The sequence below is a fragment of the Pseudomonas sp. LPB0260 genome, assembly GCF_013388395.1.
The window spans coordinates 4,257,350-4,282,211 of the sequence record NZ_CP058247.1 but is presented as its reverse complement, the minus strand read 5'-3'; the positions used below and the strand labels follow the sequence as shown (position 1 = coordinate 4,282,211).

The 24,862-nt window shown below is 67.6% G+C and carries 22 protein-coding genes; 10 read left to right on the top strand and 12 right to left on the bottom strand.

Going from position 1 to position 24,862, the window contains the following annotated elements:
- The gene (gene ptsP, locus LPB260_RS19085) at positions 1-2,280 is read left to right on the top strand and encodes a phosphoenolpyruvate--protein phosphotransferase (RefSeq protein WP_208707373.1); all 2,280 of its coding nucleotides are present in this window, start codon (positions 1-3) and stop codon (positions 2,278-2,280) included.
- 33 nt (positions 2,281-2,313) lie between these two features.
- On the opposite strand, the gene LPB260_RS19080 is transcribed toward ptsP, so the two are convergent.
- Positions 2,314-3,060 carry an NRDE family protein gene (locus LPB260_RS19080; RefSeq protein ID WP_208707372.1) on the bottom strand — a complete coding sequence of 249 codons (747 nt, stop codon included), beginning with the start codon at positions 3,058-3,060 and terminating at the stop codon, positions 2,314-2,316.
- A gap of 339 nt (positions 3,061-3,399) precedes the next feature.
- Between LPB260_RS19080 and LPB260_RS19075 the strand changes: the two genes are divergently transcribed.
- From LPB260_RS19075 to LPB260_RS19060, 4 genes are all read left to right on the top strand, one after another.
- Positions 3,400-4,182: a sulfite exporter TauE/SafE family protein gene (locus tag LPB260_RS19075; protein WP_208707371.1), complete on the top strand. Its 783-nt coding sequence runs from the start codon at positions 3,400-3,402 to the stop codon at positions 4,180-4,182.
- Between the two features lie 10 nt (positions 4,183-4,192).
- Positions 4,193-4,987, top strand: a complete 795-nt coding sequence (lgt, locus tag LPB260_RS19070; RefSeq protein WP_208707370.1) for a prolipoprotein diacylglyceryl transferase — start codon at positions 4,193-4,195, stop codon at positions 4,985-4,987.
- On the top strand, positions 4,984-5,778 hold the full coding sequence (locus tag LPB260_RS19065) for a thymidylate synthase (protein WP_208707369.1): 795 nt from the start codon (positions 4,984-4,986) through the stop codon (positions 5,776-5,778). The genes lgt and LPB260_RS19065 overlap by 4 nt, the downstream gene beginning before the upstream one ends.
- Positions 5,779-5,946: 168 nt before the next feature.
- Complete coding sequence (locus LPB260_RS19060) at positions 5,947-7,014, top strand: transporter substrate-binding domain-containing protein (RefSeq protein ID WP_208707368.1); 1,068 nt, start codon at positions 5,947-5,949, stop codon at positions 7,012-7,014.
- Here the strand turns inward: LPB260_RS19060 and LPB260_RS19055 are convergent.
- Positions 6,996-8,396 carry a GTPase/DUF3482 domain-containing protein gene (locus LPB260_RS19055; RefSeq protein ID WP_208707367.1) on the bottom strand — a complete coding sequence of 467 codons (1,401 nt, stop codon included), beginning with the start codon at positions 8,394-8,396 and terminating at the stop codon, positions 6,996-6,998. The genes LPB260_RS19060 and LPB260_RS19055 overlap by 19 nt on opposite strands.
- Positions 8,389-9,783: a DUF2868 domain-containing protein gene (locus tag LPB260_RS19050; protein WP_256625486.1), complete on the bottom strand. Its 1,395-nt coding sequence runs from the start codon at positions 9,781-9,783 to the stop codon at positions 8,389-8,391. The genes LPB260_RS19055 and LPB260_RS19050 overlap by 8 nt, the downstream gene beginning before the upstream one ends.
- 157 nt (positions 9,784-9,940) lie before the next feature.
- Here LPB260_RS19050 and LPB260_RS19045 point away from each other — a divergent pair, with 157 nt between their 5' ends.
- Together LPB260_RS19045 and LPB260_RS19040 are read left to right on the top strand one after the other, a co-directional pair.
- The gene (locus LPB260_RS19045; protein ID WP_208707365.1) at positions 9,941-11,110 is read left to right on the top strand and encodes a diguanylate cyclase; all 1,170 of its coding nucleotides are present in this window, start codon (positions 9,941-9,943) and stop codon (positions 11,108-11,110) included.
- A 58-nt stretch (positions 11,111-11,168) separates the two neighbouring features.
- The gene (locus LPB260_RS19040) at positions 11,169-11,681 is read left to right on the top strand and encodes a dihydrofolate reductase (RefSeq protein ID WP_208707364.1); all 513 of its coding nucleotides are present in this window, start codon (positions 11,169-11,171) and stop codon (positions 11,679-11,681) included.
- Between the two features lie 61 nt (positions 11,682-11,742).
- Here the strand turns inward: LPB260_RS19040 and ilvD are convergent, their stop codons facing one another.
- From ilvD to LPB260_RS19010, 6 genes are all read right to left on the bottom strand, one after another.
- Entirely contained in the window at positions 11,743-13,581 is a 1,839-nt protein-coding gene (ilvD, locus tag LPB260_RS19035) for a dihydroxy-acid dehydratase (protein ID WP_208707363.1), read from the bottom strand.
- Positions 13,582-13,822: 241 nt separating this feature from the next.
- Positions 13,823-14,680 (bottom strand): ABC transporter permease, encoded by an 858-nt coding sequence (locus tag LPB260_RS19030; protein WP_208707362.1) that lies wholly within the window; start codon positions 14,678-14,680, stop codon positions 13,823-13,825.
- A 13-nt stretch (positions 14,681-14,693) separates the two neighbouring features.
- Positions 14,694-15,926, bottom strand: a complete 1,233-nt coding sequence (locus LPB260_RS19025; RefSeq protein WP_208707361.1) for an ABC transporter permease — start codon at positions 15,924-15,926, stop codon at positions 14,694-14,696.
- 66 nt (positions 15,927-15,992) lie between these two features.
- Complete coding sequence (locus LPB260_RS19020) at positions 15,993-17,066, bottom strand: ABC transporter substrate-binding protein (RefSeq protein ID WP_208707360.1); 1,074 nt, start codon at positions 17,064-17,066, stop codon at positions 15,993-15,995.
- A 30-nt stretch (positions 17,067-17,096) separates the two neighbouring features.
- A complete protein-coding gene (locus tag LPB260_RS19015; protein WP_208707359.1) occupies positions 17,097-18,215 on the bottom strand; it encodes an ABC transporter ATP-binding protein in 1,119 nt (372 codons plus the stop codon).
- Positions 18,216-18,589: 374 nt separating this feature from the next.
- Positions 18,590-19,786, bottom strand: coding sequence for a class I SAM-dependent rRNA methyltransferase (locus tag LPB260_RS19010; RefSeq protein WP_208707358.1), 1,197 nt, complete (start codon positions 19,784-19,786; stop codon positions 18,590-18,592).
- Positions 19,787-19,974: 188 nt separating this feature from the next.
- Between LPB260_RS19010 and LPB260_RS19005 the strand changes: the two genes are divergently transcribed.
- The 3 genes from LPB260_RS19005 (at position 19,975) to LPB260_RS18995 (ending at position 22,171) form a co-directional block, all read left to right on the top strand.
- Entirely contained in the window at positions 19,975-20,787 is an 813-nt protein-coding gene (locus tag LPB260_RS19005) for an HDOD domain-containing protein (protein WP_208710039.1), read from the top strand.
- 79 nt (positions 20,788-20,866) lie between these two features.
- The gene (gene mutM / locus LPB260_RS19000) at positions 20,867-21,679 is read left to right on the top strand and encodes a bifunctional DNA-formamidopyrimidine glycosylase/DNA-(apurinic or apyrimidinic site) lyase (protein ID WP_208707357.1); all 813 of its coding nucleotides are present in this window, start codon (positions 20,867-20,869) and stop codon (positions 21,677-21,679) included.
- Positions 21,680-21,832: 153 nt separating this feature from the next.
- Positions 21,833-22,171 (top strand): multidrug transporter, encoded by a 339-nt coding sequence (locus LPB260_RS18995; RefSeq protein WP_208707356.1) that lies wholly within the window; start codon positions 21,833-21,835, stop codon positions 22,169-22,171.
- Between the two features lie 70 nt (positions 22,172-22,241).
- Here the strand turns inward: LPB260_RS18995 and ggt are convergent, their stop codons facing one another.
- The 3 genes from ggt to coaD form a co-directional block, all read right to left on the bottom strand.
- Positions 22,242-23,939 (bottom strand): gamma-glutamyltransferase, encoded by a 1,698-nt coding sequence (gene ggt / locus LPB260_RS18990; RefSeq protein WP_208707355.1) that lies wholly within the window; start codon positions 23,937-23,939, stop codon positions 22,242-22,244.
- Positions 23,940-23,942: 3 nt separating this feature from the next.
- Complete coding sequence (locus tag LPB260_RS18985; protein WP_025163485.1) at positions 23,943-24,194, bottom strand: YfhL family 4Fe-4S dicluster ferredoxin; 252 nt, start codon at positions 24,192-24,194, stop codon at positions 23,943-23,945.
- Positions 24,195-24,323: 129 nt separating this feature from the next.
- Positions 24,324-24,803, bottom strand: coding sequence for a pantetheine-phosphate adenylyltransferase (gene coaD / locus LPB260_RS18980; protein WP_208707354.1), 480 nt, complete (start codon positions 24,801-24,803; stop codon positions 24,324-24,326).
- Between the last annotated feature and the right edge of the window lie 59 nt (positions 24,804-24,862).

The window sequence follows — 24,862 nt, the reverse complement described above, 5'->3', positions numbered from 1 at the left end:
ATGCTCAATACGCTGCGCAAGATCGTCCAGGAAGTTAATGCCGCCAAGGACCTCAAGGCGGCGTTGGGCATCATCGTGCAGCGCGTCAGGGAGGCCATGGGCAGCCAGGTCTGCTCGGTCTACCTGCTCGACCCGGAAACCAACCGCTTCGTCCTGATGGCCACCGAAGGCCTCAACAAGCGTTCCATCGGCAAGGTCAGCATGTCGCCCAGCGAGGGCCTGGTCGGCCTGGTCGGCACCCGCGAGGAGCCGCTGAACCTCGAGGACGCCGCCGCCCATCCGCGCTACCGCTACTTCGCCGAGACCGGCGAGGAGCGTTTCGCCTCCTTCCTCGGCGCCCCGATCATCCACCACCGGCGGGTGATGGGCGTGCTGGTGATCCAGCAGAAGGAGCGTCGCCAGTTCGACGAGGGCGAAGAGGCCTTCCTGGTGACCATGAGCGCGCAGCTCGCCGGGGTCATCGCCCACGCCGAGGCGACCGGCTCGATTCGCGGCCTGGGTCGCCAGGGCAAGGGCATCCAGGAAGCCAAGTTCATCGGCGTGCCCGGGTCGCCCGGCGCCGCGGTCGGCACCGCGGTGGTGGTGCTGCCGCCGGCTGACCTGGAGGTGGTGCCGGACAAGGCCATCGATGACATAGACGCCGAACTGGCGCTGTTCAATACCGCCCTGGAAGGGGTGCGCGCGGACATGCGCAACCTCTCGAGCAAGATGGCCAGCCAGCTGCGCCCGGAAGAGCGCGCGCTGTTCGACGTGTATCTGATGATGCTCGAAGACGCCGCCCTGGGTAACGAGGTGGTCAACGTCATCCGCACCGGCCAGTGGGCCCAGGGCGCCTTGCGCCAGGTGGTCGGCGAGCACGTCAACCGCTTCGAGCTGATGGACGACGCCTACCTGCGCGAGCGCGCCTCCGACGTCAAGGACCTCGGCCGCCGCTTGCTCGCCTACCTGCAGCAGGCGCGCCAGCAGACTCTGGAATACCCGGACAACTGCATCCTGGTCAGCGAGGAGCTGTCGCCAACCATGCTCGGCGAGGTGCCCGAGGGCAAGCTGGTCGGCCTTGTCTCGGTGCTCGGCTCGGGCAACTCCCATGTGGCGATCTTCGCCCGCGCCATGGGCATCCCCACGGTGATGGGCGCGGTCGACCTGCCCTATTCGAAGATCGACGGCATCCAGCTGATCGTCGATGGTTACCACGGCGAGGTGTTCACCAACCCCAGCGAGCTGCTGCGCAAGCAGTACGCCGATGTGGTCGAGGAAGAACGCCAGCTGACCCAGGGCCTCGATGCCCTGCGCGCCTTGCCCTGCGAGACCCTGGACGGCCACCGCATGCCGCTGTGGGTCAATACCGGCCTGCTCGCCGACGTCAAGCGGGCCCAGGAGCGCGGCGCCGAGGGTGTCGGCCTGTACCGCACCGAAGTGCCGTTCATGATCAAGGAGCGCTTTCCCAGCGAGAAGGAACAGCTGGCCATCTACCGCGAGCAGCTGGCCGCCTTCCATCCGCTGCCGGTGACCATGCGCAGCCTGGACATCGGTGGCGACAAGGCACTGAGCTATTTCCCGATCAAGGAAGAAAACCCCTTTCTCGGCTGGCGCGGTATCCGCGTGACCCTCGACCACCCGGAAATCTTCCTGGTGCAGACCCGTGCCATGCTCAAGGCCAGCGAGGGCCTGAACAACCTGCGCATCCTGCTGCCGATGATCTCCGGCATCCAGGAGCTGGAGGAGGCCCTGCACCTGATCCACCGCGCCTGGGGCGAGGTGCGCGACGAGGGCACCGACGTGCCGCTGCCGCCGGTCGGGGTGATGATCGAGATTCCCGCGGCGGTCTACCAGACCCGCGAGCTGGCGCGCCAGGTGGACTTCCTCTCGGTCGGCTCCAACGACCTGACCCAATACCTGCTGGCGGTGGATCGCAACAACCCGCGGGTCGCCGACCTCTACGATTTCTTCCACCCGGCCGTGCTGCAGGCGCTGGGCAAGGTGATCAGCGACGCCCACGCCGAAGGCAAGCCGGTGAGCATCTGCGGCGAGATGGCCGGCGACCCGGCGGCGGCGGTGCTGCTGATGGCGATGGGCTTCGACAGCCTGTCGATGAACGCCACCAACCTGCCCAAGGTCAAGTGGCTGCTGCGCCAGATCAGCCTGGGCAAGGCCAAGGAACTGCTGGCCCAGGTGATGAGCATCGACAACCCGCACCTGATCCACAGCACCCTGCAGCTGGCCCTGCGAAATCTGGGCCTGGGCCGCATGATCAATCCGGCGTCGGATATCCAGGCCTGACAGCGTGCCCGGCGTCCGCCCCGCCGGACCTCCTCAGCATTCGAACTCGATCTCGCCCAGCGGCTTGCCATAGGGGCCATAGCGCCGCTCGACCAGTTGCCGTGAACCGTCGGCGCGCACCAGCAGCGCCGTGCTGGCGAGGGTGCCGTAGCTGCGCGTGGCGATGAAGATGCCCGAGAGCAGGCGCTCGGTATTCAGGCCGACGCCGGTGTCGGGCAGCGCGGAGTCCGGGGGTTGCTGGGGGTCGTGCAACAGGTCCAGGAGTGAAGGCGGCTGGGGTTCGATCAGGCACTCGCTGAGCAGTGCCTTGCCCTTCTCGACCTTTGGCCAGGGCGTGTCCAGGGCGGCGTTGGACAGGCCATAGATGCCTTCGCAAAGCTGCTGCGGGGTGCCTTCGCGGGAGTTCAGCAGCCACAGCTGCCGGGCGTCGCCGACCAGCAGGTTGAACGCCGAATAGTCCTCGGCGCGCTCGGCCAGTTCGCCCAGGAACGCCTCGGGGCCAAGCTCACTGCGCAGAAACTGCACCGGTAGCTCGCCGCGCGAGCGGCCGAAAGGCGGCTGCCGCGGGTCGCGAATATTGGTCAGGGCGGCGTAGCGGCCCTGGGGGCCTACCGCCAGCCAGGTACCGCCGGCTTGCAGGTCCCGTCCGCCGTAAATGCCCGGGGCGTCCTCCCAGGGCGCCAGTGGCTGGCTCGGCCGGTCATAGAATTCGTCGCGGTTGGCGGCCAGCACCAGTGGCAAGGGGTGCGAGGGGCGCCAAGCGAATACGATCAGGCACATAGAAACTCCTTGAGTGACGGGACTCTGAAGGTGTGTCTCGGTAGCCGACCGTGACCTCACTGCGGCCCAGGCGGGCCAGAGTCCAGTTCCAGCAGATGCGTTTTCTTGTTGTGACAGTTCGCTCCTGAAGCGCCCAACATTTGCCCGACAGCTTAGGGCTGACAGCCGGCAAGGGAAAGGGGGAACGGGCCAATTTGCGAGGTCGAACGGCTACCCCCTCATGGCCGCAGGCGCGACCTGGCGGACCGGGCAGGGCGACAAGGGGCCTGCTGCGGTCTGCGGCGGTGGAGTGCGGATGCCCGCTTCCGTTACCATGCCGCTTTGTTTTCGGGGGCGTCGATGGAGCTGTTGCTGTATTTGCTGCTGGGCGCGGCAGCGGGGGTACTGGCGGGCCTGTTCGGGGTCGGCGGCGGGATGATCATCGTGCCGGTGCTGGTGCTGAGTTTCAGCGCCCAAGGGTTCGATCCGCTGGTGCTGACCCACCTGGCGGTCGGCACCTCCCTGGCGACCATCGTCTTCACCTCGGTCAACTCGGTCGTCGAACACCATCGCAAGGGCGCGGTGCGCTGGCCGGTGTTCGCCTGGATGACCCTTGGCATCGTCCTCGGCGCCGGCCTGGGCTCGCTGACCGCCGCGTCTATCCAGGGACCGATGCTGCAGCGGATCATCGGCGTGTTCGCGATCTGCGTGTCGATCCAGATGGCCCTGGACCTGCGGCCCAAGGCCAGCAGCACGGTGCCGGGCAAGGTCGGCCTGGGCGCTGCCGGCGGCCTGATCGGCTGGGCCTCGGCGATCTTCGGCATCGGCGGCGGCTCGCTCAGCGTGCCCTTTCTGGTCTGGCGCAGTCTGTCGATGCAGCAGGCGGTGGCGACCTCGGCGGCCTGCGGTCTGCCGATCGCCGCGGTCGGGGCGCTGAGTTTCATGTGGCTGGGCCGGGACAATGCCGGGCTGCCGGCCTGGAGCCTGGGCTATGTGTACTTGCCGGCGCTGGCCGGGGTGGCCGGTACCAGCATGTTTTTCGCGCGCTTCGGTGCGCGCCTGGCGCATCGCTTGTCGCCGCGCGTGCTCAAGCGTCTGTTCGCCCTGCTGCTGTTCGGCGTGGGCCTGAATTTCCTGATTTGAGGAGTGTTGCATGCTGCCTTACCCGCAGATTGACCCGGTGGCCATCGCCCTGGGGCCGCTGAAGATCCATTGGTACGGCCTGATGTACCTGATCGGCATCGGCGGCGCCTGGTGGCTGGCTTCGCGCCGGCTGCATGCCTTCGAGCCGCGCTGGAACAAGGAGAAGCTTTCCGACCTGGTGTTCTGGGTGGCCATGGGGGTGATCCTCGGGGGGCGTCTGGGCTATGTGCTGTTCTACGACCTGGCCGCCTACCTCGAGCAACCGAGCCTGATCCTCCAGGTGTGGAAGGGCGGCATGTCGTTCCACGGCGGCTTTATCGGCGTGCTGCTGGCCACCTGGTGGTTCGGCAGCCGCAACGACAAGGGCTTCTTCCAGCTGATGGACTTTATCGCACCGCTGGTGCCGATCGGCTTGGGTGCCGGCAGGATTGGCAACTTCATCAACGCCGAACTGTGGGGCAAGGCCACCGACCTGCCCTGGGCCATGGTCTTCCCCACCGACCCGCAGCAGCTGGCTCGCCATCCCTCGCAGCTGTACCAGTTCGCCCTGGAGGGCGTGGCGCTGTTCACCATCCTCTGGTTCTACTCGCGCAAGCCTCGGCCCACCATGGCGGTCTCGGGCATGTTCGCCCTGTGCTACGGCATCTTCCGCTTCATCGTCGAGTTCGTCCGGGTGCCGGACGCCCAGCTCGGCTACCTGGCCTGGGGCTGGCTGACCATGGGCCAGGTGCTGAGCCTGCCGATGATCCTCGGCGGCCTCGGCCTGATCGCCTTCGCCTACCACCGTCAGGGAGCCACCCGATGAAACAGTACCTCGACCTGATGCGCCTGGTGCGCGAGACCGGCACCTTCAAGAGCGACCGCACCGGTACCGGCACCTACAGCCTGTTCGCCCAGCAGATGCGTTTCGACCTGGCCGAGGGTTTTCCCCTGGTCACCACCAAGAAGTGCCACGTCAAATCCATCATCCACGAGCTGCTGTGGTTCCTGAAGGGCGACACCAACATCAAGTACCTGAAGGACCATGGCGTCAGCATCTGGGACGAGTGGGCCGACGAGAACGGCGACCTCGGTCCGGTGTACGGCTACCAGTGGCGCAACTGGCCGGCGCCGAACGGCGAGTCGATCGACCAGATCAGCCAGCTGATCGAGATGATCAAGAAAAACCCGGATTCGCGGCGGCTGATCGTCTCCGCCTGGAACCCGGCGCTGGTCGAGCAGATGGCCCTGCCGCCGTGCCACGCGCTGTTCCAGTTCTACGTCGCCGAGGGCCGGCTGAGCTGCCAGCTGTACCAGCGCTCGGCGGACATCTTCCTCGGCGTGCCCTTCAACATCGCCAGCTACGCCCTGCTGACGATGATGGTCGCCCAGGTCTGCGACCTGCAGCCGGGCGAGTTCGTCTGGACCGGCGGCGACTGCCACCTGTACGCCAACCATCTCGAGCAGGCCGACCTGCAGCTGACCCGCGAGCCGCTGCCGCTGCCGACGATGAAGCTCAATCCGGCGGTGAAGGACCTGTTCGCCTTCCGCTACGAGGACTTCGAGCTGGTCGGCTACCAGTCCCATCCGCATATCAAGGCGCCGGTCGCGGTATGACCGGCGGGGCGCCGCAGGCCTGATGCTGGGCGCCCTGCCGCGGGCCTTCGGCCGGTGGGGCGGGGCTGGGCGTTATCACCTGGTGGTGGCGGTTCGCCCCATCGCGGGTGGGCAGGGGCGGCGCATTTGTTACCCTGACGGCTTTGTGGGTTGGGGAGGAAGCTGTTTATGTCGAGGATTCTGAGCGCCTTACTGCTGTTCTGGCTGGCCCTGCCGAGCTGGGCGGCCGAGCCGTCCGGGCCGCTGCTGCGCGTGGGTATCAGCGAAGTGCCGCCCTTCGTCATCCAGGAGGAGAACGGCGAGTGGCGCGGCATCAGCATCGACCTCTGGCAGGAAATCGCCGCCCAGGCCGGCTATCGCTTCGAGTTGCAGCCGATGGCGTTCCAGGAGCTGCTGCCGAGCCTCGAGGCCGACAGGCTCGACGTGGTGGTCGGCGCCCTGACCATGACCGCCGAGCGCGAGGCGCGCTTCGACTTCACCCACCCCTTCTACCAGACCGGCCTGGCCATCGCGGTGCCGCGCGAGGGCGAGGGTGGTGGCTGGCATGCCCTGAGGGCGCTGCTGTCCTGGCAGTTCCTCAGCCTGGTGCTGGGGCTGGCGGCCCTGTTGCTGCTGGTCGGCGCCTTGGTCTGGCTGTTCGAGCGGCGGCGCAACCAGGAGCAGTTCGGCGGCAGCCCGGCCCAGGGCCTGGGCTCCAGCTTCTGGTGGGCGGCGGTGACCATGACCACGGTTGGCTATGGCGACAAGGCCCCGGTGACCCTCGGCGGGCGCCTGATCGGCCTGGTGTGGATGTTCGCCGGCCTGATCATGGTGTCGACCTTCACCGCGGCGGTGACCAGCACCCTGACGGTGGGCAACCTGCAGGGCGGCATCCAGGGCACCGATGACCTGCGCCGGGCCCATGTCGCCACCATCGACAAGACGGTCAGCGCGCGCTACCTGGAAAACCAGCGCATCCGCCACAGCGACTACCCGAACCTGCTGAGCGCCATGCGTGCGGTGCAGCAGGGCGAGGCCGATGCGGTGGTCTATGACCTGCCGATCCTGCAGTACCGCAATGGCGAACTGGGCCAGGGCGGCCTGCGGGTGCTGCCCGGTACTTTCGAGAACCAGTCCTACGCCTTCGCCCTGGCCAGCGGCAGCCCCTACCGCGAGCAGCTCAGCCAGGCGATCCTGCGGGTCACCGGCAGCGATGACTGGCGCAAGCTCAAGGAACTCTACCTGGGCCGCCCCTGAGACTGGGCAGCGCCGGTGAGCAGCTGGTGTCCGAGCTGTTCGACCGCTTCGCGCCGCTCGTCGGAGTCGCGCCAGCGGCCCGGCGCCAGGCTCGACCACTGCGGGTGGGCGCGGGCTCTGCGCAGCGGCTCTGGCAGCGGCTCGTCGCGCCAATCCGCGTCGGCCGGAGTCTCCAGGCGCAGGGTCGTGGTGGCCGCGTGGCCGCGGGCCGCCAGGGCGTCCAGTAGCTGGCGCTGACGCAGGGCCAGCAGGCGCAGCACCGCGTCGTCCACCGTCAGTTCATGTTCGCCGCGAAGCTTGCCGAGCAGACGGGTGCCGTAGTTGCGCGCGGTCTGCAGCCCGCCGCCGGCCAGGGCGCCGAGCAGCGCGGCGGCGCCGAGGGTGATGCCGCCCACCAGCAGGTCGATGCCGGCGCCGGTTGCCGCGCCGGCGGCCATGCCGCCGCCGACCTTGAGACCGAGCTGCCGCAGGGTTTCCGGGTTGAACAAGTCATCGCCCCAGCGGCCGTCGAGCAGCGGCAGCTCGCCGGCCCGGGCATCTTCCGGGCGGAAGGCGTAGAGCCGCAGCAGGGCCTCGACGCAGCGCTGTTCGCGCTCACGGATGGCCTCGCGTAGCTGTTCGATCGCCTGGCGCTCCGGCTCGGCCTGCGCGGCGACGCTGCGGCGGCAGGCGGCGCAGTCGATCAGCAGTTCGGCGATCAGCCGGGCGCCGGCGTGTCGGCGGCTCGCGCGTTGCGCCTGGTGATCGTCGATCAGCCGCTGCAGTGGCGCCTGGGCCTGGTCCAGCAGCAGCGCCAGGCTCTGGTACAGGCGCCGCTCGCCGTCTTCGGGTGGCGCCACCGTGTCGAAGGCGACCCGGGCATGCAGGCCCAGGCGGGCCAGGACCGTGGCCCAGTCCGCTTCGCGATGCGCGCCGCCGGCGACGAAGTTGAGCACCGGCAGCAGCGGGCGGCCGGTCATGCTCAGCACCGCCAGTTCGTCGCGGTACTTGGCCAGCACCGGCTCGCGGGCGTCGATCACGTAGAGTCCGGCGTCGGAAGCCAGCAACTGGCGCAGCACCTTGGCCTCCTGCTCGAAACGCTGGCGCGCTTCGCTGCCGTCGAGGAAACGCGCCAGGCGCGCCGGGCCGTCGAGGCGTTCGCCGGGTCGGTCCTGGCGCTCCAGGTAGTCGAGCAGGGCGATGGCGTCCTCCAGGCCGGGGGTGTCGTACAGCTCCAGCAACGCCTCGCCGTCCACCGACAGCCGTGCGCCCTCGACGTGACGGGTGGTGCTGGCCCTGGGCGACACCTCGCCGAAACCGACGTCGCGGGTCAGGGTGCGCAGCAGCGAGGTCTTGCCGACATTGGTGTGGCCGACCACGGCCAGTCTCAGGGGGCTAGTCATGGCCCGTCTCCAGCCAGGTCAGGGGCGCCGCGTCGCCGTGGGGCAATTGCAGCTGCGCCAGGGCGTCGTGCCAGTCGGCCAGACGCGCGGCGTCCAGGGCTTCCCCGGGCGGCGCCGGCAGCAGCCAGATGCGCGTGGCGCCGGCGCTGCGCGCCAGCTCGCCAAGCAGCGCCAGGCTGCCGCGGTCCGGCGAGCGGCGTGGGTCGCAGGCCACCAGCAGGCGCGCAGGCGGAAAGCGGCTGAGCTGTTCGAGCAGGCGCTGGCGCTGTTCGCGGCTGTCGATCACCCCGGCGTCGCCGACGCCGGCAGGCAGGCTCGGCGGCCAGGGACGGCGCTCGTCCAGCTCGACGGCTACCAGCAATGCCCCGTCGCTGCCCTGCGGGCCCGCCGCTGCCGGCGCTCGGGCTGTGGACGCGGGCGCCGCGTCGCACACGCCGAGGCGCTCGCTGCCCGGCAGCAGGCGCTCGCGCAGCAGGTCGTAGCCGGGCAGCCCGGTGTCCAGGGTCAGGCGCGCACTGCCGCGGCGCCAGCGCCACAGGCACAGCAGCATCAGCAGCAGGCGCGGCAGCAGGCCGTAGACCAGCAGCACGCCGAGCAGCCAGGCCGCCCAGCCGTGGCGCGCCGCCTCGCTGGTCAGCGCGCCGGCGCCGCTGGCGCGGATCAGCTCGGCGTCCGGCAGGGCGAAGCCGAGCAGCCCCGGCAGAGCGCCCAGGGCCTGGGTCAGGGCGATGAAGGTGTCGCCGCCGAGAATCGTGCTTTCCCAGACGAAGCCGTAGCGGCGGGTGGCGAGCAGGGCCAGCAGACTCAGCAGGGCGGCGAGCAAGGCCAGCAGCCACAGGCCGTGCACCAGCACGCCGAGTCCCCAGCGGCCCAGGCGTGCGCGCTGCAGCAGCAGGAGCAGGGCCGGGGCCAGTTGCGCGGCGCGGGCGTCGCGGGCGAGCTTGTCGCTGAGCCACAGCCACAGGCGGCCGAGGGCACTGGCGTTGTCGCCGGCCAGCAGCAGGCCGAGAAACCAGCCGAGCAACAGCAGCAAGTCGAGGCCCAGCAGGCTGCCCAGGGCCCAGAACACGTTAACCGGGCGCTGGCCATCGCCCAGGGCGGCCAGGGCCAGTCCGGCGCCACTGAGCAGGGCCAGCAGCAGCAGGGCGGCCAGGGCGAGGCGGGCCCCCTGCAGCCAATGGCGCAGCGCCAGCAGCAGGCCGTCGCGTTCGGCGAGCAGCAGGGCGCGGGCCTGGATGCGTGCGGCCAGGTTGCCCCCCGTGGCGCGGGCCCGGCGGTTGGCTTCGCCATCCTCCAGCGGGCCGGCCTGCTCCTCGCGCAGGCGAATCGCCTCGCTCAGCCACAGGCGTTGCAGAAGATCGAGGCTGGGCTTCTCGGTTGGGCTCACGCGACGTTCCAGTGGCAGGTGGAAAACAGAGCATAACCGCACAGTCACAGCCATGGCACAGTCACGCCGCTATACTCCGCCGGCCAGACCGCTCGGCCCGGCGGCGGGCCGCCCGCTGCCGACTGTCCAACCTTACAACGCTAATGCGAGTGCCGTCGTGAAGTTACCGCACCTGGATTGGGTCAATCAGGATTCCCCCTATCTGCGCCAGCATCATCAGGGCTTCAATACCCTGGGTTTCGAGGGCGAGCTGGAGCCGGCGTTCCGCCGTTATCACGCCGACCTGTTCCTGCGGCGCATGCGCTGGGCGCTGCTGGTGGCCATGTTGCTGGCTCTGCTGTTTGTCGTGCTGGATATCTTCAACCTGCCGGAGCCGCTGCGCGGGCAGATCCTCAGCCTGCGCCTGGGGGTGATCCAGCCGGCGCTGCTGCTCGCCTGGCTGGCGACCTATCGGCGGGCGCTGCGCGACTACCTGCAGTTGATCGGCGGCGCGGTGGCCCTGCTGTGCGGGCTGGCGGTGGCGGGCATCATCGGCATTGCCCGCTACCATGCCTTTCCCCTGCCCTATGAGGGCATCATCCTGGTCACGGTGTTCTTCTACTTCCTCGCCGGTCTGCGTTTCGCCACCGCGGCGCTGTGCGGCTGGCTGACCTTTATTGCCTACCTGGCGGCGGAGTTGATCATCGGCTCGGCGGGTGAAACGCTGGTCAGCAACGCCCTGTTTCTCGGGTTGGCCAATGTCATCGGTTCGGTCGGCTGTTACTTCCAGGAGTACGCCACACGGCTGAACTTCCTCGCCCACGGTCTGCTCCAGGATCTGGCGGACAAGGACTTCCTCACCGGTCTGCTCAATCGCCGCGCCTTCACCGAGCGGGCCGAGCGCAGCTGGCGGCAGGCCCAGCGCGAGGGGCGCGCCTTGGGGCTGGTAATGATGGATGTGGACTTCTTCAAGCGCTACAACGACCACTACGGGCACGCCGCCGGTGACGAGGCGCTGCGCCAGGTCGCCAGGGTGATAGGTGAGCACGTCAGGCGTCCGCTGGACTGCACGGCCCGCTATGGTGGCGAAGAGTTCGTCGGCTGCTGGTACGACCTGGGTGAAGAGCAGATGCTGCTGATTCTGGAGAAGATCCGCAGCGCCATCGAGGCCCTGGGCCTGCCCCATGTGCAGTCGGATGCGGCCGCCGTGGTCACCCTGAGCATCGGCCTGGCCTACCTGACCCCGCAGCCGCACCAGAGCCTGGAGGACGCCCTGCGCGTGGCCGACGTGGCCCTGTACCTGGCCAAGGAACAGGGGCGCAACCGGGTGGTGTGCAAGAAGCCCTGACGGCGGTGTACGGCGCCGAGGCTTCAATCATCGGCGCCGAGTGGGTATCCTCGCGGTCATGAAAACCTCCCTGCCTCTCTGTCTGATCGCTGCCCTCGCCGATAACCGGGTGATCGGCCGCGACAACCAACTGCCCTGGCACCTGCCGGCCGACCTCAAGCACTTCAAGGCGCTGACCCTGGGCAAGCCGATCATCATGGGTCGCAAGACCTGGGACTCCCTCGGCCGGCCGCTGCCGGGCCGCCTCAACTTGGTGGTCAGCCGCCAGCCGGGGTTGCAGCTGGAGGGGGCCGAGGTGTTCGCCTGCCTCGATGGGGCGTTGCAGCGGGCCGAGGCTTGGGCCCGCGAAACCGGCGCCGAGGAGCTGATGCTGATCGGCGGCGCGCAGCTCTATGCCCAGGGCCTGGAACGCGCCGATCGCCTGTATCTGACCCGCGTGCGCCTCAGCCCCGAGGGCGACGCGTTCTTCCCCGAGTTCAGCGAGCGCGACTGGCAGCTGGATTCGAGCAGCGAACAGGTGGCGCAGGACGCCGCGCCGGCCCACGCCTTCGAGACCTGGAGCAGGCGCTAGACTTCGCGCCTAGGCAGAAAAAAGCCCGGCCATTGGCCGGGCTTTTTCATGGACTCGGCATTCAGCCGTCGAGCAGGCTCTTGTCGCGAACCGCGCCCTTGTCGGCGCTGGTGGCGAGCAGGGCGTAGGCCTTGAGCGCGGTGGTGACCTTGCGCGGGCGGGCCTCGACCGGCTTCCAGCCCTTCTTGTCCTGGGCGTGGCGGCGGTGGGACAGCTCTTCATCGCTGACCAGCAGGTTGATGCTGCGGTTGTGGATGTCGATCTTCACCTTGTCGCCTTCCTGCACCAGGCCGATGGCGCCGCCGGCGGCGGCCTCCGGCGAGGCATGGCCGATGGACAGGCCCGAGGTGCCGCCGGAGAAGCGGCCGTCGGTGAGCAGGGCGCAGGCCTTGCCCAGGCCCTTGGACTTCAGGTAGCTGGTGGGGTAGAGCATCTCCTGCATGCCCGGGCCGCCTTTCGGCCCTTCGTAGCGGATGATCACGATGTCGCCGGCCTTGACCTCGTCGGCGAGGATGCCGCGTACGGCACTGTCCTGGCTCTCGTAGATCTTCGCCGTGCCCTCGAACTCGAGGATCGACTCGTCGACCCCGGCGGTCTTCACCACGCAGCCGTCCAGCGCGATGTTGCCGTAGAGCACGGCCAGGCCGCCTTCCTGGGAATAGGCGTGCTCGACGCTGCGGATGCAGCCGTTCTCGCGGTCGTCATCCAGACTGTCCCAGCGGGTGCTCTGGCTGAACGCGGTCTGGGTCGGGATGCCGGCCGGGCCCGCCTTGAAGAAGGTGTGCACGGCCTCGTCCTGGGTCTGGGTGATGTCCCACTCGGCGATGGCGTCGGCCATGCTCGGGCTGTGCACGGTGGCCACGTCGGTGTGCAGCAGGCCGCCGCGGGCCAGTTCGCCGAGGATGCCGAAGACGCCGCCGGCGCGATGGACGTCTTCCATATGGTACTTCTGGATGTTCGGCGCCACCTTGCACAGCTGCGGCACCTGGCGCGACAGGCGGTCGATGTCCTTCAGGTCGAAGTCCACCTCGCCTTCCTGGGCCGCGGCCAGCAGGTGGAGGATGGTGTTGGTCGAACCGCCCATGGCGATGTCCAGCATCATGGCGTTCTCGAAGGCCTTGAAGTTGGCGATATTGCGCGGCAACACGCCTTCGTCGCCTTCGCCGTAGTAGCGCTGGCACAGTTCGACCACCAGGCGGCCGGCGCGCAGGAACAGCTGCTCGCGGTCGCTGTGGGTGGCCAGGGTCGAGCCGTTGCCCGGCAGGGACAGGCCCAGGGCCTCGGTCAGGCAGTTCATCGAGTTGGCGGTGAACATGCCGGAGCAGCTGCCGCAGGTCGGGCAGGCGCTGCGCTCGTACTCGGCGACCTTCTCGTCGCTGGCGGTGTCGTCTGCCGCCACCACCATGGCGTCGACCAGGTCCAGGCCGTGGCTGGCCAGTTTGGTCTTACCGGCTTCCATCGGCCCACCGGAGACGAACACCACCGGGATGTTCAGGCGCAGGGCGGCCATCAGCATGCCGGGGGTGATCTTGTCGCAGTTGCTGATGCAGACGATGGCGTCGGCGCAGTGGGCGTTGACCATGTACTCCACGGAGTCGGCGATGATCTCGCGGCTCGGCAGGGAATAGAGCATGCCGTCATGGCCCATGGCGATGCCGTCGTCGACGGCGATGGTGTTGAATTCCTTGGCCACGCCGCCGGCCTTCTCGATCTCGCGGGCGACCAGCTGGCCCATGTCCTTCAGGTGCACGTGGCCGGGCACGAACTGGGTGAAGGAGTTGGCAACGGCGATGATCGGCTTCTTGAAGTCCTCGTCCTTCATCCCGGTGGCGCGCCAGAGGGCGCGGGCGCCGGCCATGTTGCGGCCGTGGGTGGAGGTTTTCGAGCGGTAATCGGGCATGGCGGTCAATCCTGGGGAGGCTGTTCAGGTCACGGGTTCGAGTCCCGCTGATCATACGTATGTTGAGCGCGATGCGCGCCGCTGGCAAACGCCCGTGAGCGTCTGCGAGGGGGCGGGGCCGATTGGCTGGGCGGGATCACCGCTCGCTCGGCCTGGGCTCAGGAGTCCGCCTGGGTTGGGGCAGGGTAGAAGGATTCTAATCCCAGGCGGCGCGCGGGTGAAAGCGTGGTCCGACGTCGGGTTACTCGATCAGCTCGATGCCGCGCAGGCGCTCGGCGCGCCGGCGCAGCAACTCGATGGTCACCAGCAGGGCGATGGACACCAGGATCAGCAGCGTGGCGATGGCCAGGATGCTCGGGTTGATCTGCTCGCGCAGGCCCGAGAACATCTGCCGGGGGATGGTGCGCTGCTGGGGGCCGGCCATGAACAGGATCACCACCACCTCGTCGAACGAGGTGATGAAGGCGAACAGCGCGCCGGAGATCACCCCGGGGCGGATCAGCGGCATGATGATGTCGAAGAACACCCGCAGCGGGGTGGCGCCCAGGTTGATCGCCGCGCGCACCAGGGAGTAGTCGAAGCCGGTCAGGGTCGCGGTGACGGTGATGATCACGAAGGGCGTGCCCAGCGCCGCGTGCGCCAGGATCACCCCCAGGTAGCTGCCGGCCAGGCCCAAGTCGGCATAGAAGAAGAACATGCCGGCGGCGGTGATGATCAGTGGCACGATCATCGGCGACAGCAGCAGGGCGGTGATCAGCCGGCGCTGGGGCATGTCGTCGCGCGACAGGCCGACCGCGGCGCAGGTGCCCAGGGCGGTGGCGATCAGGGTGGCGAAGAAGCCGATGAAGAAGCTGTTCTGGATCGCCAGGATCCATTTCGGGTCCTTGAAGATCTGCTCGTACCAGCGCAGCGAGTAGGCCTCGGGCTGCAGGCGCAGCATGCCCTCGGTGAAGCTGAAGAACGGCTCGACGTTGAACGACAGCGGCACTATCACCAGGATCGGCAGGATCAGGAACAGCAGCACCAGCCAGGAGCTGGTCTGCAGCAGCCAGGCACCGAAGCGGTGCCAGAAGCCGAAGTAGGCGGGAATCTTGCTCATCGGTTGTCTGCTCCTAGCCCAGCTTGATATTGCTGGCGCCGACGAAACGGTCGTACAGCCAGTACAGCACCAGGATCAGGCCCAGCAGCAGCGAGCCGAGCGCGGCGGCCAGTTCCCAGTTGTTCGAGCGCTGCATGTGGAAGGCGATGATGTTGCTGATCATCTGGCCGTCGGTACCGCCGACCAGCGCCGGGGTGATGTAGTAGCCGACCGAGATGATGAACACCAGCAGCGCCCCGGCGCTGAGCCCCGGCAGGGTCATCGGGAAGTAGATGCGGGCGAAGGCCGGAATCGGTCGGGCGCCCAGCGACATGGCGGCGCGCAGGTAGCTCGGGTCGATGCCGCGCATGACGCTGTACAGCGGCAGGATCATGAACGGCAGGAGGATGTGGGTCATCGCCACCACGGTGGCGAACGAGGTGTAGAGCATCTCGAAGGGTGCGCCGATCAGGCCGGTACCGAGCAGGAAGGAGTTGATCACCCCGTTGGTCTGCAGCAGGGCGATCCAGGCCGTGGTGCGCACCAGCAACGAAGTCCAGAAGGGCAGCAGGACCAGCACCAGCAGCAGGTTGGCGCGGTTCTCCGGCAGGCCGGCGAGGTAGTAGGCCAGCGGGTAGCCGAGCAGGGCGCAGAGCAGGGTGATGACCAGCGCCATGTTCAGGGTCTTGGTGTACAGCTGGACATAGATCTGCGTGTCCTCACGCATCTGGATGCCGTGCTCGGGGTGCAGCTCCAGGTCCAGGGCGGTGAGGTAGTAGTCGTAGGTGTAAGCCTGGCCGGCGCGCTGGATGGCGAACCACAGCTCCGGCTTCTGCCAGTTGCGATGGGCCTTGAGCACGGTTTCGGCGCCCTGGCTGGGAAGTTGCTCGGCATCGAGCCGGCGAACCTTGCGCGCGGTGGACTTGACCACGCTGGACATGCCGGCATAGGCACGGTTGAACTCTTCGGCCAGCTTGCCGGACAGACGCTGTTCGGCCAGGCCCTGCAGTTCCGTGGCGAACACGGCGAAGGTCTGTGGGTCGGGGGTGGTCTTGCCGTCCCAGCGCTCGAGTTCGGCCAGGGTCTGGGGGATCAGCTCGGCCACGGTCGGGTGGTGCACGCTGCGCCAGAGCATGGTGCCGATCGGGGCGACGAAGGTCAGCAGGATGAAGGCGAGCAGCGGTACGACGAACAGGAAGGCGGTGATGCGCTTCTTGCGTCGGGCGCTGGCGGCTTGGCCGGCTTCGGTGGTGGTCAGGGAAGACAAGCGGCGACTCCTAAACGACGCGGTGGCGCCCCTCATCCCCAGGGCGGGGATGAGGGGCTGGGAGTGTTACTTGAGCAGCCACTCGTTGAACTTCTCGCCGAGGGATTCGCCGTAGTCGGCCCAGAACTCCGAACCGGCCTGGATGCCGACATCTAGGTGAGCGGTCGGCAGGTGCGGGGCGGCGGCCGGGTCCATCATCGGCGCGGAGGACTTGCGGGTCGGGCCGTAGGCCACGTCCGACATGCCGGCCAGCGGCTTGGACTGGGTCGCGTAGGCGATGAACTTGAAGGCCAGGTCCTTCTTCGGCGAGCCCTTGAGCACCGCCCAGGCGTCGAGGTCATAGACGTGGCCATCCCAGACGATCTCGAAGGGCTTGCCTTCCTGGCGGATGGCGTCATAGAAGCGCCCGTTGGCCGACTGCACCAGGACCGCGCCGCCGTCGTTGAGCAGTTGCGGGGCCTGCGACCAGGAGTCGAACCAGACGATGTCGTTCTTGATGGTGGCCAGCTTGTCGAGGGCGCGCTGCTGGCCTTCCGGGGTGGCCAGCACCTCGTAGACCTCTTCAGGCGCTACGCCATCGGCCAGCAGGGCCCATTCCATGTTGACCTGCGGGCGCTTGCGCATGGCGCGCTTGCCGGGAATCTTCTTGGTGTCGAAGAAGTCCTCGATGGAGGCGGCGGGGGTGCCGCCGATGGTGTCCTTGTTGTAGGCGAAGACCACCGACCAGACGATGTTGCCGATGGCGCACTCACTGGCCAGGGCTTCCGGGATGAAGTCCTTCTCGGCCGGGGTGCCGTCGGCGCCGGCCGGCAGGATGTCGCGCGGAATGGTTTCCAGCAGGCCTTCGGAGCAGGCGCGCTCGAGGTCGATCACCTCGACGTCGACGACGTCCCACTGGATGTTGCCGGACTCGACCTGGGCCTTCATTTCCGCCACGCCGCCGGAATAGTCCTCGAACAGCACCTTGATCCCGGTGTCCTTCTGGAAGGGGTCGATCATGTGGTTTTTCTGCGCCGCGCCATACGCGCCGCCCCAGGACACCACGGTCAGGCTGTCTTCGGCGCTGGCGGCGAAGGACGCCGTGCCCAACGCCGCAGCCAGGGCGAATGCGGAAAAGCTGGTAGTCAGTGATCTAGCCATTGCTGTGCTCCATTGCCTGTTGTTGTGTTATCACGACGCCGTCGGAACGGCGGGGCGGTCCAGGGCCTGGCTGTCCTGTGGCAGCCAGGCCAGGGCGACCTCGTCCTTGGCGCTGAGTTGCGGGGCTGAACTGTCGTTCAGGTTCTTTACCACCAGCTCGGTGCCGTCGGCGGTCTCGAAGTGGTAGCGGATGTATTCGCCGACGTAGTGGCGGGTGACGAAGCGCGCCTTGACCTGATTGCCGGCGCTGCCGAGGCGGTCGGTGAAGGTGAGCTTCTCCGGGCGCACCGACACCATGGTCGGCAGGCCGACTTCGGTGCAGTTGGCCTTCAGGGTGCTGACCTGGGCGCCGTCTTCCAGGCGCACGCTGACGGTCTCGTCGCCGACCGCTTCGATGGTGCCCTTGAGCTTGTTGCTCTCGCCGATGAAGTCGGCCACGAACAGGTTGGCCGGGCGCTCGTAGAGCACGTCGGGGGCGGCGCACTGTTGAACGATGCCGTTATTGAACACGGCGATGCGGTCGCTCATGGTCAGGGCTTCGGTCTGGTCGTGGGTGACGTAGATCACCGTGAAGCCGAGTTGCTCGTGCAGGCGCTTGATCTCGAACTGCATCTGCTCGCGCAGTTTCTTGTCCAGGGCGCCGAGGGGTTCGTCCATCAGCACGATGTCCGGGGCGAAGATCAGCGCCCGGGCCAGGGCCACGCGCTGGCGCTGGCCGCCGGACAACTGGCCGGGGTAGCGCCCGCCGAAGTCCTGCAGTTCGACCAGGGCCAGGTATTCGTCGACCTTGGCGCGGATCTCCTCCTTGGGCCGTTTGCGGATCTTCAGCGGGTAGGCGAGGTTTTCGCGCAGGGTCATGTGCGGGAACAGTGCGTACTGCTGGAACACCATGCCGATGTTGCGCTGATAGGGTGCGATGCTGGTGACCGAGCGGCCGTTGATGAGGATCTCGCCGCTGGTCACGTCTTCGAAGCCGGCGAGCATCATCAGGCAGGTGGTCTTGCCCGAGCCGGAGGGGCCAAGCAGGGTGATGAACTCGCCCTTGGCCACGTCCAGGTTGAAGTCTTTGACCACCAGGGTCTTGTGGTCGTAGGTCTTCTTAACATTGGTGAATTGCAGGAACGCTTTTTGCCCAGCCTGATCCGCCATATCCCTCCCCAGCCTCCGATCAAAACAGGCACCCGGCTCGTGGCCTTCGCCTGACTGCTTGAGTCGACCTTTACGTTCGTAAGTGTTACGAACGGCCGTTATATCCATAACCAAAAGCAATAAGCAGGCCAGCCAAAGAGCACAATTGGTGGCAGCGCTACCGCTGCAGCTAAGCGTAGTTCAGCTTCTGTTTTGTGCGAGGGGGATGTGCAATGCGGTAACAGGGCGCGCTCGGTTGGGCATCGGACGACACGCGAAAGGAGAAGGGCGGCGCGGTTGCCGAGCGAAATTCGGCAGCGTAAGTGAATGTCGAAGGGCAGGCTGCGCCGGCCGGAATCGTCCGCGAATGCGGACGATTCCGGCCGGGCGGACGATCAGCTGTTGGGCAGCAGGCGGCAGGTCAGGCTCTTGATGTAGCGGGTCTCGGCGATGGCCGGGTGCACCGGGTGGTCCGGGCCCTGGGCGCCGCGTTCGAGCAGCTGGATGTTGCGGTCCAGGTGGCGGGCGCTGGTCAGCAGGATGTTCTGCAGGTCGTCCTCGGGCAGGTGCATGGAGCAGGAGGCGCTGACCAGGATGCCGTCCTTGCCGAGCAGGCGCATGGCCTGTTCGTTGAGGCGGCGGTAGGCCGCCTCGCCGTTCTTCAGGTCCTTCTTGCGTTTGATAAAGGCGGGCGGGTCGGCGATCACCACGTCGAAGCGCTCCTCGGCGGCCTTGAGCTCCTTGAGGGCGGCGAACACGTCGCCTTCCACGCAGGTGACCCGTTCGGCTAGGCCGTTGAGCGTGGCGTTGCGCTCGACGCCATCGAGGGCGAAGCCGGAGGAGTCCACGCAGAACACTTCGCTGGCGCCGAAGGCGGCGGCCTGCACGCCCCAGCCGCCGATGTAGCTGAACAGGTCGAGCACACGCTTGCCCTGGACGTAGGGCGCCAGGCGCGCGCGGTTCATGCGGTGGTCGTAGAACCAGCCGGTCTTCTGCCCTTCGATCACCGGCGCCTCGAACTTGACCCCGTTCTCCTCCAGGGCGACCCACTCCGGGACCACGCCGAAGGCTGTCTCGACGTAGCGCTCCAGGCCTTCGGCGTCGCGTGCCGCGGAGTCGTTCTTGAGCAGGATGCCGCTGGGCTTGCACACCTGGATCAGGGCGGCGAGCACCTCGTCCTTGTGCTGCTCCATGGTCGCCGAGGCCAGCTGCACCACCAGAATGTCGAAGAAGCGGTCGACCACCAGGCCGGGCAGCAGGTCGGAGTCGCCGTAGACCAGGCGGTAGCAGGGTTGCTCGAACAGGCGCTCGCGCAACGACAGGCAGACGTTCAGGCGGTGCACCAGCAAGGACTTGTCCAGCGGGTGCTTGAGGTCGCGCGACAGCAGGCGCGCGCAGATCAGGTTGTTCGGGCTCAAGGCGACGATGCCCAGGGGCTTGCCGCCGGCGGCTTCGAGTACGGCCTGGGCGCCAGGGGCGAAGCCGTGCAGCGGGGTGGCGGCGACGTCGATCTCGTTGCTGTACACCCACAGGTGGCCGGCGCGCAGGCGTCGGTCGGCGTTGGCTTTCAGGCGCAGGCTGGGCAGGGACATGGGGCGCTCTCCGGAAAAAAGAGCGGGATTATAACCCAGGCGGCAGGTGCAACGCTGCTTGCCGGGGACGGCTGCACAGCGCCCGCGACAATCGCTAGACTGTGCCCTTCCTCACACTCCAGTAGTTGCCCAGCATGGCCCACGAACTCAGCGCAGAACAGATCCAGAAGGCCCTGCAGGGCATCAGCGTGCCGCCGCAGCCGCAAATCATGGTCGATCTGCAGATGGAGCAGGTCATGCCCCACCCGGATCTGCGTGTCATCGCCCGGCTGATCAGTCAGGACCCGGGCCTGTCCGGCGCGCTGCTCAAGCTGGTCAATTCGCCGTTCTTCGGCCTGGCCAATCGCATCGCCTCGATCCAGCAGGCGGTCAACCTGCTTGGCTGCGACTCGGTGATCAACCTGATCAATGCCCAGTCGATCAAGGGCGAGCTGACCGACGAGGCGATCGTCACCCTCAACCGCTTCTGGGACACCGCCCAGGATGTGGCCATGACCTGCCTGACCCTGGCCAAGCGCATCGGCTACCAGGCGCCCGACGAGGCCTATACCCTGGGGCTGTTTCACAACTGCGGCATCCCGTTGATGGTCAAGCGCTTCCCCGACTACATGACGGTGCTGGAGGAGGCCTACTACAGCGCCGGCGGCGAGCGCCGCGTGGTGGATACCGAGAACCGCCTGCTCAACACCAACCATGCGGTGGTCGGCTACTTCACCGCCAAGTCCTGGAACCTGCCGCTGCACCTGTGCGAGGCGATCGCCAGTCACCACAACGCCCTGTCGATCTTCAGCGATGACTCCGGTCGCGATGCCCAGCTCAAGACCCTGCTGGCGATCCTGAAGATGGCCGAGCATATCTGCCAGACCCACCAAGTCCTCGGCAACCAGGCCGAGGACCACGAGTGGCAGAGCATCGAGCAGCTGGTGCTGGAGTATGTCGGCCTGTCCGAGTACGACTTCGAGAACCTGCGCGAGAGCATCCGCGAGCTGGGTACCGTCTGACGCCCCGGCTGGGGCGGCACTGGGCCGCCCTGTTAAGCTGAACCTGCGTATTTCCTGTCATTGTTCCGATCGATAGCCCATGCCCGAATTGCCAGAAGTCGAAACCACCCGCCGCGGCATCGCACCCTACCTCGAGGGCCAGCGGGTCAGTCGGGTCATCGTGCGCGAGCGGCGCTTGCGCTGGCCGATTCCGGAGGACCTGGATGTGCGCCTGTCCGGCCAGCGCATCGAGTGCGTCGAGCGCCGCGCCAAGTACCTGCTGATCAAGGCCGAGAGCGGCAGCCTGATCAGCCACCTGGGCATGTCCGGCAGCCTGCGCCTGGTCGAGTGTGGCCTGCCGGCGGCCAAGCACGAGCATGTGGACATCGAGCTGGAGTCCGGGCTGGCGCTGCGCTACACCGACCCGCGACGTTTCGGTGCACTGCTCTGGAGCAGCGACCCGCTGCAGCACGAACTGCTCAGCAAGCTCGGCCCCGAGCCGCTGACGGAACTGTTCGACGGCGAGCGCCTGTTTCAGCAGTCCCGTGGTCGGGCCATGGCAGTCAAGCCGTTCATCATGGACAACGCGGTGGTGGTCGGGGTCGGCAATATCTACGCGACCGAGGCGCTGTTCGCCGCGGGCATCGACCCGCGGCGCGAGGCCGGCTCGATCTCGCGGGCGCGTTACCTGAAGCTGGCGGAGGCGATCAAGCGCATCCTCGCCCATGCCATCGAACGTGGTGGCACCACCCTGCGGGACTTCGTCGGCGGCGATGGCCAGCCGGGCTACTTCCAGCAGGAACTGTTCGTCTACGGCCGTGGGGGCGAGTTCTGCAAGCAGTGCGGCAGCACCCTGCGCGAGGTCAAGCTGGGCCAGCGCGCCAGCGTCTACTGCCCGCGCTGCCAGCGTTGAGTCCTGGTGGTCAGCCAAGAAGTGGCAGGGGGCGCACCTTGGCCGCCTAGTCCGCATACGCCTTTCATGGCGATTGACGGCCATCACGCTGACAATTGCCGGCGCGCTGTTATAGTTACCCTCACTGCCTCCTAATAGCTGAAGGATCGCCCCATGAATCTGTTTCGCTCGACCGCTGTTGTCCTGGCGCTGACCACTGGCCTGCTGGCGCTGCCGGCACAGGCGGAAGTGATGCAGCAGAACACCAGTGGTGACCCTGTGTATACCGTGGAGGCCCCTAGGGCGTTCTCCATGATCGGCGACCTGCTGATCGCCCGTCCGCTTTTGATCGGTGCCACCGCGATCGGTGCGGTCGCCTTCGTCGTCAGCCTGCCGTTCACCGCAGCGGGCGGCAATATCGGCGAAGCCGGCAAGGCCCTGGTGGTCGAGCCGGGCAAGGCCGCCTTCGTGCGCTGCCTTGGCTGTACGTCCACGGGCTACAAGCGCGACTGACCCCAGGCTCGAACAAGAAAGCCGGCAGAGATGCCGGCTTTTTTATGCCTTGAGAACCGGGAAGCGGGTGCTACTTGGCTAGGACAGCCGCGGTGCCGATGCCGCGCGGGTCGCTGGCCGCCTCGACCCGCTGGCCCGGTTTGTCCCAGAGCAGGACCTGCTGGTTGCCGTACTGGCGATTCACGCTCTTGAGCACATGGCCGCGGGCCTTGAGCGCAGCGACCTGCTCAGGGCTGAAGGTGTCGGGCTCGTGCTCGATCTGGTCCGGCAGGTACTGATGGTGATAGCGGGCGACGCTGGGCCAGCGCGCGACAGGCTGGCCGTCGAGGTACTCGAGTATGGCCAGCAGCACCATGCTGGGGATGCGGCTGCCACCGGGCGTACCGAAGCTGGCAAAAGCCTGCGGGCTCTCGATGAAGGTCGGGCTCATGCTCGACAGCGGTCGCTTGCCGGCGGCGATGGCGTTGGCCTGGCTGCCGGCCAGGCCATAGGCATTGGCGCCGCGTACGTCGGCGGCGAAGTCGTCCATCTCGTCGTTGAGCAGCACCCCGGTGCCCGGCACGGTGAAGGCGGCGCCGAACGGCAGGTTGATCGACAGGGTGGCGGCCACCGCGTTGCCGTCGGCGTCCAGCACCGAGAAGTGGGTGGTGTGGTTGCCTTCATGCCAGTCGCCGGCCGGCGGCAGGCTGGCGCTGGGCGTGGCGCGCAGGGGGTCGATGCTCGCCGTCAGCCGCTCCAGGTAGGGGGCGGCGAGCAGCCGCTGCGTCGGATTGGCGACGAAGTCCGGATCGCCCAGCAGGCCGCGGTCGCGATAGGCGCGGCGCAGGGCTTCGACGACGAAGTGCACGCGCTGATCAGGCTCGGCCTCGCGCCAGGGCACGCGCTGCAGCATCAGCAGGCTCTGGCCCAGGGCCAGTCCGCCGGCCGAGGGAGGCGGCGCGCTGATCAGCTCGCGACCCTCGGCGAGCGCCACGCGCAGGGGCTGGCGTTCCACCACGCGATAGTCATCGAGATCCTGCTGTGACCAGATACCGCCGGCCGCCCGCACACCGGCGACCAGGCGCTCGGCCGTTTCCCCCGCGTAGAACCCGTTGCGGCCGTCCCGGGCCAGGCGTTCCAGGGTGCGCGCCAGTTCGGGCTGGCGCAGCAGGCCCAGTTCCTCGGGAATTTCCCCCTTGTCGAGGAAGATGCGTGCGCTTTCCGGGTCGTCGCGCAGGGCCGCCAGGCGCCAGGCGGCGCGCTCGCGGTAGACCCGGTCGATCCCCACGCCGTCGCGCGCCAGGCGAATGGCCGGTGCCAGCGAATCGCGCAGCGGCAGTCGACCGAAACGCTGCGCCAGTTCGACCAGCGCCGCCGGCAGGCCGGGAATCGCGGCGGCCAAGGGGCCGTTCAGCGACAGCGCCGGCTGGACTTCGCCATCGCGGCGGTAGAGGTCGGCGTGGGCGGCCAGTGGCGCCCGTTCGCGGGCATCGAGGAAGCGGTAGTTCGGCTGCTCACCGGCCTCGCGCAGCAGGAAGAAGCCGCCGCCGCCGAGGCCTGAGCTGTAGGGCTCGACCACCGCCAGGGCGGCGCTGATGGCGACCGCCGCATCGAAGGCGTTGCCGCCCAGGGCCAGGGTTTCCTGGCCGGCGACCGTGGCGGCGGGGTGGGCGCTGGCGATAGCCGCGCGGCCGGGTTGCTCGGCCGCCTGCGCGCAGAGGGCGAGCAGCAGGAGCAGGCTGCTGGTGAGCGCTCGCCAACCGAAGGTGGTGCCGTTCGCGCGCCTCACCGCTCAGGCCTTGCCGGTGATGATCAGGTACTTTTCCATCAGCTCATCCTTGCTTTCGACATGGTTCTCGTCGAGGGGGATGCAGTCCACCGGGCAGACCTGCTGGCACTGCGGCTCGTCATAGTGACCGACGCATTCGGTGCACAGGTTGGGGTCGATCACGTAGATCTCCTCGCCCTGGGAGATCGCGCCGTTCGGGCATTCGGGCTCGCAGACGTCGCAGTTGATGCAGTCGTCGGTGATGATCAGGGACATTGAATAAGCGCTCCAGCCGAGGCCCGCGGCCGCGACACTGTCAGACAACGATGGGCGAATTGTGCCGGATTGTCGGGGCAGGCGCCATGTGTCGAGGGGGCTGGCCGACGACACATCGGCACAGCAGGGTCAGCGCTTGAAGCGCTGGGCCAGCGCATCGGCGACTGCCGGGTGGACGAACTTGGAGATGTCGCCACCCAGGGCGGCGATCTCCCGCACCAGGGTCGAGGAAATGTAGGAATACTTCTCCGACGGTGTGAGGAACAGGCTCTCCACATCCGGCGCCAGTTGGCGGTTCATGTTGGCCAGCTGGAATTCGTACTCGAAGTCGGACACCGCGCGCAGGCCGCGCAGAAAGGCGTTGGCGCCCTGTTCGCCGGCGAAGTTCGCCAGCAGGCCGGAGAAACCCATGACTTCGACATTGGGCAGGTGCTTGGTGACTTCGCGGGCCAGTTCCACGCGCTGGTCCAGGGGAAACAGCGGGTTCTTCTTCGGGCTGGCCGCCACGGCGATGATCACGCTGTCGAACAACCGCGACGCACGCTCGACCAGGTCACCATGGCCCTTGGTGATGGGGTCGAAGGTGCCTGGGTATAACACTCGATTCATCGTGACATCCTGGCGCGATCCGTTCGGGACTCGGATGGTAGCGCAGCGCTGCGTGACGG

Bases quoted from the DNA above. Each gene is read 5' to 3' on its own strand.
- ptsP (WP_208707373.1), top strand. From the start codon at position 1: ATGCTCAATACGCTGCGCAAGATCGTCCAGGAAGTTAATGCCGCCAAG.
- LPB260_RS19080 (WP_208707372.1), bottom strand. From the start codon at position 3,060: ATGTGCCTGATCGTATTCGCTTGGCGCCCCTCGCACCCCTTGCCACTG.
- LPB260_RS19075 (WP_208707371.1), top strand. From the start codon at position 3,400: ATGGAGCTGTTGCTGTATTTGCTGCTGGGCGCGGCAGCGGGGGTACTG.
- lgt (WP_208707370.1), top strand. From the start codon at position 4,193: ATGCTGCCTTACCCGCAGATTGACCCGGTGGCCATCGCCCTGGGGCCG.
- LPB260_RS19065 (WP_208707369.1), top strand. From the start codon at position 4,984: ATGAAACAGTACCTCGACCTGATGCGCCTGGTGCGCGAGACCGGCACC.
- LPB260_RS19060 (WP_208707368.1), top strand. From the start codon at position 5,947: ATGTCGAGGATTCTGAGCGCCTTACTGCTGTTCTGGCTGGCCCTGCCG.
- LPB260_RS19055 (WP_208707367.1), bottom strand. From the start codon at position 8,396: ATGACTAGCCCCCTGAGACTGGCCGTGGTCGGCCACACCAATGTCGGC.
- LPB260_RS19040 (WP_208707364.1), top strand. From the start codon at position 11,169: ATGAAAACCTCCCTGCCTCTCTGTCTGATCGCTGCCCTCGCCGATAAC.
- ilvD (WP_208707363.1), bottom strand. From the start codon at position 13,581: ATGCCCGATTACCGCTCGAAAACCTCCACCCACGGCCGCAACATGGCC.
- LPB260_RS19030 (WP_208707362.1), bottom strand. From the start codon at position 14,680: ATGAGCAAGATTCCCGCCTACTTCGGCTTCTGGCACCGCTTCGGTGCC.
- LPB260_RS19020 (WP_208707360.1), bottom strand. From the start codon at position 17,066: ATGGCTAGATCACTGACTACCAGCTTTTCCGCATTCGCCCTGGCTGCG.
- LPB260_RS19015 (WP_208707359.1), bottom strand. From the start codon at position 18,215: ATGGCGGATCAGGCTGGGCAAAAAGCGTTCCTGCAATTCACCAATGTT.
- LPB260_RS19010 (WP_208707358.1), bottom strand. From the start codon at position 19,786: ATGTCCCTGCCCAGCCTGCGCCTGAAAGCCAACGCCGACCGACGCCTG.
- mutM (WP_208707357.1), top strand. From the start codon at position 20,867: ATGCCCGAATTGCCAGAAGTCGAAACCACCCGCCGCGGCATCGCACCC.
- LPB260_RS18995 (WP_208707356.1), top strand. From the start codon at position 21,833: ATGAATCTGTTTCGCTCGACCGCTGTTGTCCTGGCGCTGACCACTGGC.
- LPB260_RS18985 (WP_025163485.1), bottom strand. From the start codon at position 24,194: ATGTCCCTGATCATCACCGACGACTGCATCAACTGCGACGTCTGCGAG.
- coaD (WP_208707354.1), bottom strand. From the start codon at position 24,803: ATGAATCGAGTGTTATACCCAGGCACCTTCGACCCCATCACCAAGGGC.